At 70.3% G+C, this 16,449-nt stretch carries 11 protein-coding genes; 6 read left to right on the top strand and 5 right to left on the bottom strand.

Going from position 1 to position 16,449, the window contains the following annotated elements:
• Positions 1-93 precede the first annotated feature (93 nt).
• The 4 genes from ACQZ13_RS18575 (at position 94) to ACQZ13_RS18560 (ending at position 5,688) form a co-directional block, all read left to right on the top strand.
• On the top strand, positions 94-1,065 hold the full coding sequence (locus ACQZ13_RS18575) for a bifunctional helix-turn-helix transcriptional regulator/GNAT family N-acetyltransferase (RefSeq protein WP_431046958.1): 972 nt from the start codon (positions 94-96) through the stop codon (positions 1,063-1,065).
• Positions 1,066-1,119: 54 nt separating this feature from the next.
• Positions 1,120-1,830 carry a GAF domain-containing protein gene (locus ACQZ13_RS18570; protein WP_431046956.1) on the top strand — a complete coding sequence of 237 codons (711 nt, stop codon included), beginning with the start codon at positions 1,120-1,122 and terminating at the stop codon, positions 1,828-1,830.
• Between the two features lie 152 nt (positions 1,831-1,982).
• Positions 1,983-2,765 (top strand): M15 family metallopeptidase, encoded by a 783-nt coding sequence (locus ACQZ13_RS18565; RefSeq protein ID WP_431046954.1) that lies wholly within the window; start codon positions 1,983-1,985, stop codon positions 2,763-2,765.
• A gap of 178 nt (positions 2,766-2,943) precedes the next feature.
• Positions 2,944-5,688: a GAF domain-containing protein gene (locus tag ACQZ13_RS18560; RefSeq protein WP_431046952.1), complete on the top strand. Its 2,745-nt coding sequence runs from the start codon at positions 2,944-2,946 to the stop codon at positions 5,686-5,688.
• 58 nt (positions 5,689-5,746) lie between these two features.
• Here the strand turns inward: ACQZ13_RS18560 and ACQZ13_RS18555 are convergent, their stop codons facing one another.
• Positions 5,747-7,291: an alkaline phosphatase D family protein gene (locus tag ACQZ13_RS18555; protein WP_431046950.1), complete on the bottom strand. Its 1,545-nt coding sequence runs from the start codon at positions 7,289-7,291 to the stop codon at positions 5,747-5,749.
• A gap of 144 nt (positions 7,292-7,435) precedes the next feature.
• Here ACQZ13_RS18555 and ACQZ13_RS18550 point away from each other — a divergent pair, with 144 nt between their 5' ends.
• A complete protein-coding gene (locus ACQZ13_RS18550) occupies positions 7,436-9,823 on the top strand; it encodes a M66 family metalloprotease (RefSeq protein ID WP_431046947.1) in 2,388 nt (795 codons plus the stop codon).
• Between the two features lie 236 nt (positions 9,824-10,059).
• Positions 10,060-12,297 (top strand): M66 family metalloprotease, encoded by a 2,238-nt coding sequence (locus ACQZ13_RS18545; protein WP_431046945.1) that lies wholly within the window; start codon positions 10,060-10,062, stop codon positions 12,295-12,297.
• A 19-nt stretch (positions 12,298-12,316) separates the two neighbouring features.
• Here the strand turns inward: ACQZ13_RS18545 and ACQZ13_RS18540 are convergent, their stop codons facing one another.
• The 4 genes from ACQZ13_RS18540 to ACQZ13_RS18525 form a co-directional block, all read right to left on the bottom strand.
• Positions 12,317-13,354 (bottom strand): Bug family tripartite tricarboxylate transporter substrate binding protein, encoded by a 1,038-nt coding sequence (locus ACQZ13_RS18540; RefSeq protein ID WP_431046943.1) that lies wholly within the window; start codon positions 13,352-13,354, stop codon positions 12,317-12,319.
• A 169-nt stretch (positions 13,355-13,523) separates the two neighbouring features.
• Positions 13,524-14,489, bottom strand: a complete 966-nt coding sequence (locus ACQZ13_RS18535) for a tripartite tricarboxylate transporter substrate-binding protein (RefSeq protein WP_088408848.1) — start codon at positions 14,487-14,489, stop codon at positions 13,524-13,526.
• A 162-nt stretch (positions 14,490-14,651) separates the two neighbouring features.
• On the bottom strand, positions 14,652-16,031 hold the full coding sequence (locus ACQZ13_RS18530; RefSeq protein ID WP_431046941.1) for a HipA domain-containing protein: 1,380 nt from the start codon (positions 16,029-16,031) through the stop codon (positions 14,652-14,654).
• Positions 16,028-16,393, bottom strand: coding sequence for a helix-turn-helix domain-containing protein (locus tag ACQZ13_RS18525; RefSeq protein ID WP_431046939.1), 366 nt, complete (start codon positions 16,391-16,393; stop codon positions 16,028-16,030). The genes ACQZ13_RS18530 and ACQZ13_RS18525 overlap by 4 nt, the downstream gene beginning before the upstream one ends.
• Positions 16,394-16,449 lie beyond the last annotated feature (56 nt).

The raw sequence follows: 16,449 nt of genomic DNA, 5'->3' as shown, positions 1-16,449 counted from the left end.
GTGAAGGTCGGTGATCGATGTGGAGATCGATGCGAGGGTCAACTTGGCAATCAATTGCTTGCCAAAAGCAATCAATTGTCGGACGATTCGGCCATGTCCGATCCCGACCGTATCGAAGCCGTCCGCCGCTTCAACCGTTTCTACACACGCCGCATCGGCGTGCTCAATGAAGGCCTGCTCGATTCCCCGTTCAGCCTGACCGAGGGGCGCATCCTGTTCGAGCTCGCCCATCTCGAGAACGGGGAGGGCCTCACGGCGACCGACCTGGGCCGGCTGCTCGACCTCGACGGCGGCTACCTGAGCCGCCTGCTGCGCGACCTGAAGGAACGCGACCTCGTGCGCGCCACGCGCAGCGCGGTCGACGCGCGCCAGTCGCTGCTGCAGCTGAGTCCTGCCGGCCGCAAGGCCTTCAAACCGCTGGAGCGGCGCTCGCAGGAGCAGGTGGGCGAGCTGCTCGACCAGCTCGGCGAGGCGCAGCAGACCGAGCTGCTGCAGGCCTTCCGCCGCGTGCAGGGGCTGCTGGAGGCGCCCGACGACAAGCCCGCGAAGCAGAGCTTCATCCTGCGCTCGCACCGGCCCGGCGATCTCGGCTGGATCGTGTCGCGGCACGGCGCGCTGTATGCGCGCGAGTACCAGTTCGACCAGCGCTTCGAGGCGCTGGTGGCGCGCATCGCCGCCGACTTCATCGAGCGTTTCGACGCGCGCCGCGAGGCCTGCTGGATCGCCGAACGCGACGGCGTGAACATCGGCAGCGTGGCGCTGGTGCAGGCGCGCGACGAGGCGACGGACGCGATCGTCGACGGCGTCGCGCAGTTGCGGCTGCTGCTCGTCGAGCCGGCCGCGCGCGGGCTCGGACTGGGCGACCGGCTCGTCGCCGAATGCCACCGCTTCGCGCGCGAAGCGGGCTACCGGCGCGTGCGGCTGTGGACCAACAGCCAGCTCGACGCCGCCAAGCACATCTACCGCAAGGCGGGGTACCGGCTCGTCGGCACAGAGCCCTTCCGGGGATTCGGGTTGGACCTTGTCGGCGAAACTTGGGAACTCGATCTCCAGACGACCGCCTGAGGGCTCCCCCATCGGCGACCGCGCTGGCGTCCTCCCGTTTCCTTTCCCTGATCCATGAATCTCGACCTGTACCTGGACTCGACCGGCCTGCGCGGCGACCTCGCCGATGCAGCGGCCTTCCCTTCGTTCGCCGAGGCTGTGCGCAAGCACCAGGCAGCGCTGCAGGCGTTGCTGACGCCCGAGGCGTTGGATACCACGCCGGTCGCCTGGAGCTTCCGCGTGCCCGAACTCGGCGAAGGCGGCGCGTGCTCCCTGTTCGGGCAACTGGCCGAACTGCCTTATGAGCTCTCCGCCATCCTGGGCGGGCAGGGCCCGGACAACCAGCGCCTGCTGGCCGAGGCCACCCTCGTCACGCGCTACTACCGCGAGCACAGCCGCAGCCACTGGTTCGGCGTCTACCAGGCGCGGCGCAAGTCCGCCGACGAGTCGGTGCTGGTGAAGCTGGCCTACTTCGGCGCCGAAAGCCGGGCCGAGTTCCCGTTGACCGAGGCCTTCGCCGCAGGCAGCAACAACAGCGCCGTGGGCCTGAGCGGCCGCGCGCGGCTGATCAACGACGTGGCGGCCTTCGTGGCCGAGGGCGGCGGCTACTACACCTGCGATCCGAAGGTGAAGGCCGAGGCCTGCCTGCCGCTGCTGGACGCCGACCGGCGGGTGGTCGGCATCCTGGACTCCGAAGCCTTCGACAAGGACTTCTTCGGCGGCGACGAGCTCGCACTGGTGATCGCCTTGGCGATCACGCTCTCCGGTGGGGTGGTCGCACGCTAGGCCGATGCGGTAAGCGTGAGCCGCTGAGGCTGGCCGTGAGCTGCTGAGGCCGGCTCGCGCCCGCCCATCTCATCCCTTTTTGTCATCCCTTTTGATGAGGCGCCCGGCGGAGCCTCAGGCTTACGCTGAGGGCTCCACTCCTGGAGCCCGCCGTGAGCCTTGAAGAAAGCTTCCGCGACAGGACCTTCGTCGTCGACGATCCCGACGCGCGCATCCGCAGCGACGACGACCTGATGGCCTTCGTCGCCATCCCGGGCAGCGGCTTCAAGAAGATCGCCAAAGGCACGTCGGTGCGGATCCTCGATGTCCGGCTCGAAGAGGCCGGCAGCAAGAAGCGCATCGTCTTCGGTCGCGCCGCCGCGGCCGACGGCGGGGACGTGCTGGGATGGACCTCAACGCGCAACCTCGCCGGCAGCTTCATGAACGAGACCATCGGCCTGGTGCCGCCGGAGCCCGGCGCGACGCGTTTCGGACCGAACGCCGCCTGGGACAACGGGCAGTTCCTCGAGCAGCTCGATCTCGTCGCGATCGTGGATTCGAACCTGGAGATCGAGCGCCTGGCGATGAAGACCATCGCGCCGTTCGCGGCGCTGGTGGCGGCTGCGAAGGACGACGGCGTGCGGATCACGCTCAACAGCGGCTTCCGTTCCTACCCGGAACAGAAGCTGCTGCACGACGGCTTCGTGCGCGGCCTGCCGGGTTTCAACACCGCGGCCAAGCCCGGTTTCTCCAAGCACCAGAACGGCATCGCGTTCGACCTCTCCGTCGCCGGCGGCGACGGCAACCCGACCTACGAGTGGCTCAAGCGCCACGCGACCTCGTTCGGCTTCGTGCGCACGGTGAGCAGGGAGCCCTGGCACTGGGAGTTCGACGAGGCCAAGGCGCAGGCCGCGCAAGTGGGCGGTGGCTTCAAGACGCCGAACGTGCGGGACTGACCTGTCGATCCGACCTCGCCCGTTCGACCTCGTTCGACCTCCGGCCACGACAGGACGCCGCCGCCTCCATTCGCGGGATGGTCCCGGCCTCACGACGGGACGCCGCGGCCTACACTCCCGCGTTGCAACCGGTCCGGGCGCCTGCGCGCCCGCGTCGGCGGTTGACCGTTGGAGTGCCATGGACGATTCATCCGCCATCCTCGCGATGGCCCACATTCGCGGCGACATGGCCGCCCGCGTGCGGGGCTTCGCGTGGGAGACCACGTCGCTGGGCGCCATCGAGCGCTGGCCCGCTTCGCTGCGCGCCGTGGTCGCCACGATGCTGGAGTGCCAGCTGCCGATGTACCTCGCCTGGGGCGGGGACTTCGTGCAGATCTTCAACGACGCCTACCGGCCCATCCTGGGCGCGAAGGCGGACGCCGCGCTCGGCGGCCAGGCGCCGGACACCTGGGCCGAGATCTGGCTGACGATCGGGCCGATGTGGCAGCAGGTCCTGGCCGGCGCGCCGGTCGGCTTCGACGACTTCAAGCTGACCATCGACCGCTTCGGCTACCTGGAAGACGTCTACTTCAACTTCTCGTACAGCGCCGTGCGCGACGACCGGGGTCGCGCGGCCGGCGTGCTGGTGACCTTCGCCGAGACCACCGAGAAGGTGCTGCTGTCGCGCCGGCTGGCCTTCCTGGACGGCCTGGCGCAGGCCACGCGCGCGCTGACCGATCCGGCCGACGTGATGCGCGTGACGGCGCAGCGGCTGGGACGCCATCTCGGCGTCAACCGCTGCGCCTACGCGACGGTGCGCGCCGACGAGGACACCTTCGACGTCATCGGCGACTACAACGACGGCGTGGCCAGCATCGTCGGCACCTACCGCTTCGGCGACTTCGGCCAGGAGGTGCTGCGCCTGATGCGCGCCGAGCAGGCGTTCGTGAACCACGACGTGGACCGCGATCCGGTCACCGCGGGGTCGGACCGCACGGCCTATGCGCGCACCAGCATCCAGTCGGTGATCTGCGTGCCGCTGCACAAGGACGGGCGCTTCGTGGCCGCGATGGCGGTGCACCAGCGCGAGCCGCGCCACTGGACCGACGAGGAGATCGCGCTGGTGAAGGTCGTCGTCGCGCGCTGCTGGGAGGCGCTGGAGCGCACCCGCGCGGAAGCCGCGCTGCGCGAGGAGGCGCGCACGCTGGAGACGCTCAACCGCACGGGCGCGGCGCTGGCGGCGGAGCTCGACATCGGCGCGCTGGTCCAGCGCGTCACCGACGCGGCGACCGAACTCACCGGCGCGCGTTTCGGCGCGTTCTTCTACAACGGCCTCGACGAGCAGGGCGAGGCCTATCTGCTGTACGCGCTCTCCGGCGCGGACCGCAAGCACTTCGACAAGCTCGGTCATCCGCGGCCGACCGCCCTGTTCGGGCCGACCTTCCGCGGGGAACCCACGATCCGGCTGGACGACGTGATGGCCGATCCGCGCTACGGGCAGTGGGGGCCGCATCACGGCAAGCCGCCCGGCCACCTGCCGGTGCGCAGCTACCTGGCGGTGCCGGTGATCAGCCGCTCGGGCGAGGTGCTGGGCGGGCTGTTCTTCGGCCACGAGGACGTCGCCGTCTTCACCGAGCGCAGCGAGCGGCTGGCCGAGGGCATCGCGAGCCAAGCCGCGATCGCGATCGACAACGCGCGGCTGTACGCGGCGTCACGCGAGGCGATGGTCGAGCGCACGCGGCTGCTGGAGAGCGAGCGCACCGCGCGGCTGGCCGCCGAGCAGGCCGGACTGGTCAAGGACGAATTCCTGGCGACCCTGTCGCACGAGCTGCGCACGCCGCTGAGCGCGATCACCGGCTGGGTCCACATCCTGCGGCGCAAGTTCGGCGACGAGCCGCCCGACCTGAAGAAGGGCATCGACGTGATCGAGCGCAGCGCCAAGGCGCAGGCGCAGCTGATCGAGGACCTGCTCGACATGAGCCGCATCACGACCGGCAAGCTGAGCCTGGAGCTCGCGCCGGTCTCTGCCGCGGGCTTCACGCTGGCGGCGGTGGAGCTGCTGGCGCCGGCGGCGGAACGCGCCGGCGTGCGCCTGGGCGTCGAGGTGTCGGCGGATCCCGGCGCGACGGTGATGGGCGACGCCGCGCGGTTGCAGCAGGTGGTGGCCAATCTCATCGCCAACGCCGTCAAGTTCACGCCGCGCGGCGGCGAGGTGCGCGTGCTGCTGCGCGGCGGGCCGACGGCGACGGATCTGGTCGTCGAGGACACGGGCATCGGCATTCCGACGGCCTTCCTGCCGTATGTGTTCGAGCGCTTCCGGCAGGCCGACGGCTCGATGACGCGGCGGCACGGCGGGCTGGGACTGGGGTTGTCGATCGTGCGCAACCTGGTCGAGCTCCATGGCGGCGCGGTGCGCGCGGAAAGCGCCGGGGAAGGGCAAGGCTCGCGCTTCACGGTGACGCTGCCGGTGATGGGCGCGCGGGCGGTCGATGGCGCGGTCCTGGATGCCGGGACCGATGCGGGGACGGCAGCGCGAGCGGGAGTCGGGCCGGTCGATCGCGTGTCGCTCAAGGGCGCGCGCATCCTGGTCGTCGACGACGACGAGTCGGTCCGTGAGATGGTGGCGCGGGCGCTCAGCCTGCAAGGCGCGCAGGTCGTCGCGGCGGCGAGCGGGGCCGAGGCGCTCGGCCTGCTGCCGGGCTCGGATGTCAATCTGCTGATCTCCGATCTCGGCATGCCGGAGATGACCGGATTCGAGCTGCTGGCGCATGTGCGCGCGCTGCCGGCGGGACAGGGCGGAGAGGTGCCCGCGATCGCGCTCACCGCCTTCGCCCGCGAGACTGATCGGCGTCAGGCGCTGGAGGCCGGATTCCGGGCCCACTTCCGCAAGCCGGTGGAGTTTCCCGCGCTGGTGCGGGCGATCCAGGAGATGGGGTTGTCCTGACACGGCCGCTGGCCCTCACCCCCGCCCTCTCCCGCAAGCGGGAGAGGGAGCAGGAAGGTCAGGCCACTTGGGCTCCCGGCCGTCCGGCCTCCACTGCGAATTTCGCCGCGGTGAACATCGCGCTCTTCGCATCCCACGGTGTCTGCACGCTGCGCAGCTCAGCGTCCAGCCGTTCCGCGCGCAGCTCGAATCGCATGTACCCGCGCTGGTCGCTGCGGCCGTAGCGGATGTGCGGATTGAAGGGCAGGGCGTGGTCGAGCCGCGCCTGCTCCATCCCATGACTGGAGATCGATGTCCCGCAGAACTCGCTGGCCAGCACCGGCGCGTTGGCATCGTCCCAATCGAGCTTCAGATCGGCCACGTAGTTCGCATGCACGTCGCCGCCGAGCACCACCGTATTCGGCACGCGCCGCGCTTCGAGATCACGCAGCAACCGCTCGCGGGCGAAGGCATACCCGTCCCATCCGTCGGTCCAGTAGCGCCCCGGCCCCTGCGCCGGATCCTGCGAGTTGAAGCGCGCCATCAGCGTCTGCTGCGCGAGCAGGTTCCAGGGCCGCGTCGCGTCCCAGCTGTCGCGCAGCCACTGCTCCTGCGGCGCGCCCAGCAAGGTGCGCTGCGGATTGCGCAGCGACGGGCAGTCCTTCAGATCGACCGTGTTGGAGCCGCCGCGCCCGGGTTTCGGACAGGCCTGCGGATCGCGCCAGGAGCGGTCGTCGATCGTGACGAAGCGCGCCAGACCGCCCCAGTCGTAGCGCTGGCTCAAGCTCACCTCGGCATCGCGCGGGCGCATCTGCTTCGGGAAGGGCTGGTGTTCCCAATAAGCCTGCGCGGCGGCGATGCGACGTCGGTGGAAGTCGGGGGCCAGGTCTTGCGAGACGTCGCCCGCCCAGTCGTTCTGGACCTCGTGGTCGTCCCAGGTGAGGATCCACGGCGCGGCGGCGTGCATCGCCTGCAGCTGCGGATCGGCCTTGTACTGCGCGTAGCGCTGGCGGTAGTCGTCCAGCGTCCGGCACTCGCCGCCGCGGTGCTGACGCGGCGCCTTGCTCGACGCCGCCGTGGCGTACTCGTAGATGTAGTCGCCGAGGAACAGCACCAGGTCGAGGTCCTGCTTCGCCATGTCGCCCCAGGCGGCGTATTCGCCATGGTCGTAGCGCTGGCAGGACGCGATGGCGAAGCGCAGCGGCGAGCTTGCGGCGCCTTCAGCGGGCGCCGTCCGCGTGCGCCCCACCGGGCTCTGCTGGCCCAACGCCCGAAAGCGGTACCAGTACCAGCGGTCCGGGCGCAGACCGCCCGGTTCGGCGTGCACGCTGTGGGCGGTGCCGGGCTCGGCCCGCTCCGTGCCGCGCGCCGCGATGGTCTTGAAGGACTCGTCCTCCGCGAGCTCCCACTGCACGTCTACCTCTTTCGGGAGCGCTTCTCCGATCAGTCGCGTCCACAGCACGACGCGCTCCGCGCGCGGGCTGCCGGACGCGATGCCCAGGGCGAACAGCGGCGTTCCGGCGGTGCCCGCCGCATCGGCATGGCGGAGCAGGGCCGGAGCGCAGCCGGCGGCCAGGGCGGCCTGCAGCAGGCCGCGGCGCGAGGGGGTCCAGAGGCAAGTCATGACCCCGGAATCTACCTCCGGACGCTGACGTCGGCGTGACCTGTCGCTCTCCTGAATCAGGTGTAAGAGTTGGTCAGGTGGGGGCTGAGAACCTGGAAGGATCGTTGATCATTCGCCGCCTTTTCAGATTCGTATGTCGCACCCATGATGGTTCCCTACCCCAAAGCGGTCATCTCCGTTGCCGCGTTCCTCGCCGCAGCGTCGTTCGCCGCTTTCAAGGCCGGGAGCGATCACACGCCCGTGCGCGCCACCGAGACACCGGTCGCGAAGGGCGGCGGCGGCAACGACATCATCGGTCCCGTGCGTCCGTCGGAGTCGGCGCAGGCCGCCGCGAAGAAGCCGCGATTCGCCGCGACCGGCGGCGTGCCGACACCGCCCCCGCTCGTGCCGCCGGCGGCCGTGCCCGCCACCGTGACGGCCCGCACGGCGTCGTCGGTGCCGATGCGTTCCGCGCCCGCGACGACGCCGGCCACGGCGGTCGCCGCCGCGCCCGCGCCGGTTGGCGTGATGGCCCTCTACCTGCCGGGTCCGAGTGCCGCGCCGTCGCCATCGCCCGCACCGACCCCTGCGCCGACACCGGCACCCGCGCCGGCGCCGGCACCCGACACGGCCGCGGCGATCACGCCCGCGCCGACGCCGGCGCTGCTGGGCGTCGAGCTCGCGCAGACCCATGTGATCCCGCCCGGCGGCCGCACGCTGCAGTCGCCCAACGAGGCCAAGCTCAACAAGAGCCGCAAGCTCCAGCTGGTGGCCGACCGCGCGGCGCTGCTGATGCTGCAGCCCGATGTGGCGGACGGCGCCGTCGTCACGCTGCGGGTCCGCGCGAAGCTGGCCGACGGCCGCACGCTCGGCCCGCTGACGATGAGCGCGCCGGCGCGCCTGCCGACCTCGGACGGCGGCGGTGTCGCGTATTCGTCGGTCAAGTACAGCGCGCTGCTGCCCAAGGAATGGGTGCAGATCGGTACGACGCTGGAGGTCGGCCAGACTGACTTCTCCTCGCCCCGCACGATCGCGCTGACCGTCACGCCGGCCACGACGCTCAAGCTGAACACCGTGCCGATCTACCTCTTCGGCGCGCGTGCCGCGCAGTCGGTGGTGTCGGACTTCAACCTCGGCGCGGCCTCGACGGCCGGTTATGCGATCGACGCCGAGTACCGCGAGAAGCTGCCCGTGGCGAAGCTCGACGCGCGCATCGCGGGCGCGATCACCATCGACCAGCTCGCGGTGCCCGGCCGCAACGACGACAAGTTCTGCTATCCGGCGATGACGGTCTCCTCGTGGGCCGACTTCCGCGCCATCGACGGCGACGCCAACGCCCGCCTGCTGCGCGTGCTGCGCGACATGCGCGGCTGGACCGCCAACCGCGACCGCGCGTTCGCGGCGGGCTTCTACGGCTACATCCAGACCGTGACCGGCGGCAAGCAGGTCGCGGCCTCGACCAACGGCGGCCTGGGCGGCCTCGGCGTGGCCGTGTCGGGCGGGGACACCCGGCCCGAGGCGATCTACTCGGCCGTCTTCCACCACGAGATGGGCCACGCCTACGGCCTGCCGCATGCGGACACGGCGGCGGAGGCGGGCGACGATCCGTATCCGCAAGGCACGAAGAGCGGCTCCGCCTGGGGTTTCGACAGCGTCAAGCAGCAGCTGCTGACGACGCGTGAATTCAGCGGGCAGTCCTGCGACAACCGCACCGTCAACGGCGTCTGTTACCAGCGCACGCCGATGTCGGGCGGCGAGGAAGACAGGAATGCCCAGAGCTACCGGTGGAATGCGTTCTCGGATTACCAGGCGGCGATCCTGCAACAAGGCTTCCTGGACAAGCTGTTCCCGGACGCGAGCTTCGACGGCGGCTACAAGCGCTGGAACCGCACGACCGGCGCCTTCGAGAAGGTCACCGGCGAGGACCGCGCGCGCGCCGGCACGGACGTGCTGCAGCTCGACCAGCAGGTCCAGACGGTCATCGGCACGGTCTCCCACTTCAACGCCGCGCCGACGGCCAGCACGATGGTCGTGACGCCGGCGTGGACCGGCAACCTGCCGCAGCGCGTCGACCCGACGGTGCAGGCCGACGTCGACCGCATCCTGAGCGACAAGCCCGGCGGCTGGAACGGCTACTACTGCGTCAACAGCGGCTGCGACTACACGCTGGTGGCGACTTATGCGGACGGCTCGGTGCTGCGCCACCTGCTGCCGATCGGCTACCGCGAGTGGAACAAGGCCAACGACGCGACCGGCTACAAGCGCGGCGCGAAGGATGCGACCAGCGCGGACAACTTCGCCACCTACGCAGTGAACCTGCCCACGGGCCGGGGCGGCCTGGTGAAGGTGCAGCTGTTCAGCACGCCGCATGGCTCGCTGTGGCAGACGCGCTTCACGGTGCTGAACGCCGCGGACCTCGGCGGCAGCCTGCCGCTGGTCAACGAGTGGACGCCGGCCGACGCCAGCACCGGCGGCCGCGGCGCCGCGGGCACGACGCAGTTCGACACGGCGTCCTGCAAGGTCGGCGCCGTGGTGAAGCGCCCCGCGCGCTGAGCCGCAACACCTGACCCCACCAACCGCGCGCAGTCCATGCGCGCGGTCTTCCTGCGAGCCCTTCGCCACCTGTGGCAGGGCTGAATCAGGTGTAAGACTTGGTCAGGCATGAATGCGCTTTCAAGCCTGATCCACGATCATCGCGGCCCGATCCGATTTGCTCCTCGCCCGTGATGAACTGTCCTCGCCCGCCGCATGTGCTCCCGTCCGTCCTTGCCCTGATCGCAGCCGCCGCCATGGCCGCTTGCGGCGGCGGTGGTGGCGACAAGGACGCCACGCCCACGCCCACGCAGGGCACGACGCCGGGCGAAGGCGGCGGTGGCGCCACACCTGCGCCTGCACCGTCTCCCGCTCCGTCGCCTGCACCGGCCCCGGCACCTGAGCCAGCGCCTGCTCCGTCGCCGGCTCCTGCACCCGCACCCGCACCTGCACCTGCACCTGCACCCGCACCTGCACCTGCACCCGCACCTGCACCTGCACCCGCACCTGCACCCGCACCCGCACCCGCACCCGCACCCGCACCTGCGCCTGCACCGGCTCCTGCTCCTGCTCCTGCTCCGGCTCCGGCTCCGGCTCCGGCTCCGACGCCCGAGCTGCGCGGCGTCGAACTGGCGCAGACGCATGTGATCCCTGCGGGCGGCCGCACGCTGCAATCGCCCAACGAGGTCAAGAACAACACGAGCCGCAAGCTGCAGCTGGTGGCCGATCGCCCAGCGCTGCTGATGCTCGAACCTTCCGGCGGCGTGACCACGCTGGTCGTGCGCGCGAAGCTGGCGGACGGCCGCACGCTCGGTCCGCTGACGATGAACGCGCCGGCCAAGCTGCCCGCGGCGGACGGCGGCGGCGTCGCCTACTCGACGGTCAAGTACAGCGCGCTGCTGCCCCGCGAGTGGCTGCAGATCGGCGCGACGCTGGAGGTCGGCAACGTCGACTTCTCATCGCCGCGCAAGGTCGCGTTGACGGTCACGCCTGCGACGACGCTCAAGCATCACACCGTGCCGATGTACCTGTTCGGCGCCCGCGCGGCGCAATCGGTCGTGGCGGACTTCAAGCTCGGCGTCGCGTCGACGGCCGGTTATGCGATCGACGTCGAATACCGCGAGAAGCTCCCCATCGCGAAGCTCGACACGCGCGTGGCCGGCGCCGTCACGATCGATCAGCTCGCGGTGCCCGGCCGCAACGACGACAAGTTCTGCTATCCCGCGATGACGGTCTCCTCGTGGGCCGACTACCGCGCCATCGACGGCGACACCAACGCGCGCATGCTGCGCATCCTCGGTGACATACGCGGCTGGACGGGCAACCGGGACGGCTCGTTCGCGGCGGGCTTCTACGGCTTCGTCCAGACGATCAGCGGCGGCAAGCAGGTCGCGGCCTCGACCGGCGGCGGACTGGGCGGCGGCGGCGTGGCCGTGTCGGGCGGCGACTACCGGCCCGACACGATCTACTCGGCCATCTTCAACCACGAGATGGGCCATGCCTACGGCCTGCCGCACGCGGACGCCGCGGCGGATGCGGGCGACGATCCGTATCCGATGGGCACGAAGAGCGGCTCCAGCTGGGGCTTCGACAGCGTGAAGCAGCAGCTGCTCACGACGCGGGAGTTCAGCGGCCAGGACTGCGGCGCGCGTACCGTGGGCGGCGTCTGCTACCAGCGCACGCCGATGTCCGGCGGCGACGACGACCGCAACGCGCAGACCTACCGGTGGAACGCGTTCTCGGACTACCAGGCGGCCATCATGCAGCAGGGCTTCCTGGACAAGCTGTTCCCGGACGCGAGCTTCGACGGCGGCTACAAGCGCTGGAACCGCGCGACGGGTGCGTTCGAGAAGGTCTCCAACGACGACCGCGCCCGTGCGGGCACCGACGTGCTGCAGCTCGACCAGCAGGTGCAGACGGTGATCGGCACGGTGTCCCACTTCAACGTGGCGCCGACTGCCAGCACGATGGTGGTGACGCCCGCGTGGACCGGCAACCTGCCGCAGCGCATGGACCCGACGGTGCAGGCCGACATCGACCGCATCCTGAGCGACAAGCCGGGCGGCTGGAGCGGCTACTACTGCGTGTACAACGGCTGCGACTACACGCTGGTGGCGACCTACGCGGACGGCACGGTGCTGCGGCATCTGCTGCCGATCGGCTATCGCGACTTCAACCGGCCCAACGACGCGACCGGCTACAAGCGCGGCGCGAAGGACGCGACCAGCGGCGACAACTTCGCGACCTACGCGGTGAACCTGCCGACGGGCCGCGGCGGATTGACCAAGGTGCAGCTGTTCAGCACGCCGCACGGGTCGCAGTGGCAGACGCGTTTCACCGCGATGACCGCGGCGGACTTCGGCGGCAGCCTCCCGCTGGTGAACGAATGGACGCCGGCCGACGGCGCCACCGGCGGCAAGGGCGCGCCGGGCACGACGCAGTTCGACACCGCGTCGTGCAAGGCGGGCGCGGCGGTGAAGCGTCCCGCGCGCTGAGGCAGCCCGGCGAGGGCGCTCAGTCCGCCGACATGTTGGCGCTGCGCGCCACCTTGCCGAGCCGCTCGTACTCCTGCGCCGACAGCGTGGCGAGTTCCGCGGCGGTCGAGGACTTCGGCGAGAAGCCGGCGGCGACGAGCTTCTCCTTCACGCCGGGATCGGCGAGCGCGGCCTTCAGCGCTTGTTCGAGCCGGCGCACCACGGGCGCGGGCAGGCCGGCGGGGCCGTACACGCCGAACCACGGTTCGATCGCATAACCCGGCAGACCGGCCTCGGCGAGCGTGGGCACGTCCGGCAGCGCGGGGTTGCGCTGCGAGCCGGCGACGGCCAGCGCGCGCAGCTTGCCGGCCTGGATGTGCGGCAGCGAGGCGGGCAGGTTGTCGAAGGCCACGGGGATCTGACCGCCGATGAGGTCCGTGATCAAGGGCGCGCTGCCCTTGTAGGGCACGTGCACCCACTCGGTGTGGCTGAGTTGGCCGAACAGCACGCCGGCCAGATGCATGGACGTCCCCGCGCCGGCGGTGCCGAAGGGCATGCCCGGGTTCTTCGCGACATGCGCGCGCAGCTCGGCGACGGTCTTGACCGGCACGGACGGCGAGACCTCCAGCACGATGGTCGAGTTGCCCAGCAGTCCGATCGCGCTGAAGTCCTTGCGCGGGTCGAAGGCCATCTTCTTGTAGATGTGCGGGTTCAGGGCGTTGGTCGAGATGGCGCCCATGCCGACGGTGTAGCCATCGGGCGCGGACTTGGCGACCGCGTCCATGCCGAGGTTGCCGCCGGCGCCGCCGCGGTTCTCGATGACGACGGCCTGTCCCAGCGTCTGCGCCATGTGCGCGCCGACGGTGCGCGCGACCAGGTCGGTGGTGCCGCCGGCCGCATAGGGCACGATGAAGCGGATCGGTTTGGAGGGGAAGTCCTGCGCCATCGCGGGCAGGACGCCGAACGCGACCAGCGCTGCCGTGGCGGCAGCGATGGCGACCGCACGGCGTGACGGGCACGACGGCGTCGAACGCTGGGAGCGAGGGGGGGAGCGGAGGGCAAAGCGGGGAGTGGACATGGTGTCTCCTGATCTTGTGGATCGATGAGACGTCGATTCCCCGCGCGTCGCGAGCGTGATTACCCGGCCGGTCCGCGCAGCGCAGGCGCACATCGCCCGTTGCCGGGCAAGGCGCGCGCGCCTCGCCCGAACGTGCCGACCGCGACCCGCGGTCGGCGGAGGGACTTGCTCAGTCCGGCTTGATCTTGGCCGCGGTGATCAGCTTCGTGTAGCGCTCGCGCTCGGCGTGCAGGTGCTTGGCGAAGGCCGCGGCGTCGCCGGGCGTGCTGTCGCCGCCGGCCTGGGCCAGCCGTTCCTTGACTTCGTTCGACTGCGCGGCCTTGACGGCGGCGGCGCTGAGCGCGGCCAGCACCGGCTTGGGCGTGCCGGCCGGCGCCATCAGGCCGTACCAGACCGAGGCCTCGAAGCCGGGGAAGCCGGACTCCGCGATGGTGGGCACGTCGGGGAACAGCGCGGAGCGCTTGGCGCTGAGCACGGCCAGCGGGCGCAGCTTGCCGCTCTTCCAGTGCGGCAGGATCTCCAGCGCGTTGAGCGCCACGACGGGCACCTGGCCGCCGATGACGTCGGTGAGCGCCTGGGCGCCGCCCTTGTAGGGCACATGCATCAGGTTGATCTTGGCGGCGCTGGCGAAGAGCTCGACGGCCAGATGCGGCGTGGAGCCGTTGCCGGGCGTCGCGTAGCCGACGGATTCCGGCTTGGCCTTGGCGGCCTCGATCAGCTGGGCGAGCGTCTTGTACGGCGACTCGGGGTTGACCGCGATGATGACGGGCACGCGGCCGATGAGGGCGACCGGGGCCAGGTCTTTCTCGACATCGTAGGGCGGCGGCTGGTAGAGGGCCATGTTGGCCGCGACGGCGTTGGCGGCCATCAGCAGCGTGGCGCCGTCGGCCGGCGCGGTGACGACGGTGCGGGCGGCGATGTTGCTGCCGCCGCCGGGCTTGTTGTCGACGATGACGGGCTGCTTGAGCTCGGTCTGCAGCCGCACGGCGACGGCGCGCGCGACCACGTCCACGGCGCCGCCGGCGGAGTAGCCGACGACGATCTTGACGGGACCGGGCGGGAGGGTCTGCGCGAACGCGAGCGGAGCGGCGAACGCCAATGCGGCGCCGGCCCAGAGGAATGCTTGTCTCTTCATGGGGACCTTGTGGGGGAATCGGCGCCGGAGACGGCGCGCGGAGGGCAGGACCGGGACAGTCCGCCCGCGCGCATTCTGGTCGGGGACCTGATCGGCACCAATGCCGCAACGGCGCTAGCTGTTATGCCGGGGCGGCATGGCTTGCGTGCGGGCGTGAGCGCGTCACAGCAAGTCTTCCGCAGAGACCTGAGGAATCAACGACGCGTGCCTGGCGAGGAGCTCGCAACGATGCCGCAGACGCGCGGCCATGGCATCGAGCAGCGCCGGGGTCACGCCTTGCTCTTCCAGCGCGGAACGCGAGTCGTTGAGCGCCTTGGGCAGTCGGGTGCTCAAGGCCCGGATGCGCGTGGCCAGTTGCCGCGGGGCGAGGCCGCATTCCATGGCCATGCTCGCCCACTGGAAGGCGCCAAGTTCCTCGAGATGGAACGCGTCGCCGATGCCCATGGCGAAGCTCGTGCTCATGTGTTCGTCGGCGACCGCCTCGACGTCCACCAGATCGTAGGCCGGGGCGAGGCTCAGCAATCCGGCGCGCCGTTCGATGAAGAACGACCAGTTCTTGCCGTGCGCATCGGTGTTGCCGATGAGCACATTGAAGATGAGCCGGTCCACGAGCTGCATGCGCATGGACAACGGGGAGGCACTTGCTGCCGAGAGGCTGAACAGCTGCCGCAGCGAAGCGCCGTCGCGGAGATGCTTCACCGCCTCCTGATCGCCATAGGCGCGCTCGTATTTGAGTTCCGGAGTCAGGCCTAGTCCTTGGCACGCATCGATGATGTGCAGCCGCTCCACGCGGCCGTCCGTGGCGCGCTTGCGGTCGAAGCGTTCGACGAGGAGCACCGGTTCCGGCACGTGCAGCAGTCGCGTGCGTGCAGTCGGGATCCCCACGGCCGCTGCCAGATGCATGCAGACATGCTCGATGGCCGGCAGGTCGCCGAAGCGCGGATTCTGCGGCGCGGGCTTGAGGATCACCGTCGAGGCAAACCCGCCGCCATCGGCGAGGAAGAGCTCGCCGTGGTCTTCGAACACGGCGATCTTGTCTTGCAAGCCGGCGATGGACAGCCGCACCTTTCCATCCCAGACGGAGAAGGGGGTCTGCGCCCGGGCACGGATGCGCTCGCTCAACTCGCTGAATGGCAGCGCACGCAACGCCGTCCGCGCGTCGGTCGGTGCTGTCGATGCGTCCGCCAGGGTGACGCTCAATGCACCGGACGTCTCCGCGCCCAGTGCGAGCAGAAGACCTGCCAGGTTGGCCTTGGATAGGCCGTTGGCTTGTGCCGCGACGTCCAGTGCCTGTCCTTCCGGCAACAGATTCTGAAAGAACGCCCTGGCGATGGCGGAGCGCGTTTCGGGCGCCAATGCCTCAAAAGGGGCGCCGTCCACCGCAGTGGTGTCAGATGCCATCGGCATCTGCGGGCTCAGGGGGAAGCTGTCTTCCGATCGGAGCCAGTCCCGGTCGTAGACGAAGTCGAAGAGATTTCGCGTGGGGTCATGGATCAGCGTGCCGACCTGCCGGCCCGACGTCCGGATCGCGAGACGGTTCATTCAGACGTCCCGGCTTGTCGGCGCGAAACGGGGAGCGCGCGTTTGGCGTCGATGCCGCCCCACGGCTCAGGATTCCCGCTCCGCACGTCCTGCAGCGCACGAGCAGCCTCAAGCTGGCTCGCCAGTGGCGTGGTGAAGCACGCGACACCGAGATCTTGAGCGGCGCGGAGGGCAGTAGCCAGCGCGACCGTTCCCCTGCCGCTTTCGAGGTCGCTCATCGTGGCTTTGCTGATTCCCAGTGCTTCAGCCGCTGTTTCCAGGCTGATGCTCGCCGCCGTCCGGGCAGCGCGGATCGCCTGCCCGAAGGCAATGGCATCCCGAACCATGGGGTCGGGAAAGGGCTCGCGAACGACTCTGCGCATTTTTCCTCCTGCTTTGGCAGGAATATACGCCTCTTTGCGGTGGAGTGTGCCTATCC

Origin of the sequence: Roseateles sp. L2-2 (assembly GCF_050613215.1) — a bacterium.
Taxonomy (GTDB): Bacteria; Pseudomonadota; Gammaproteobacteria; order Burkholderiales; family Burkholderiaceae_C; genus Roseateles; species Roseateles noduli.
This window is presented reverse-complemented; position numbering and strand designations above follow the sequence as displayed.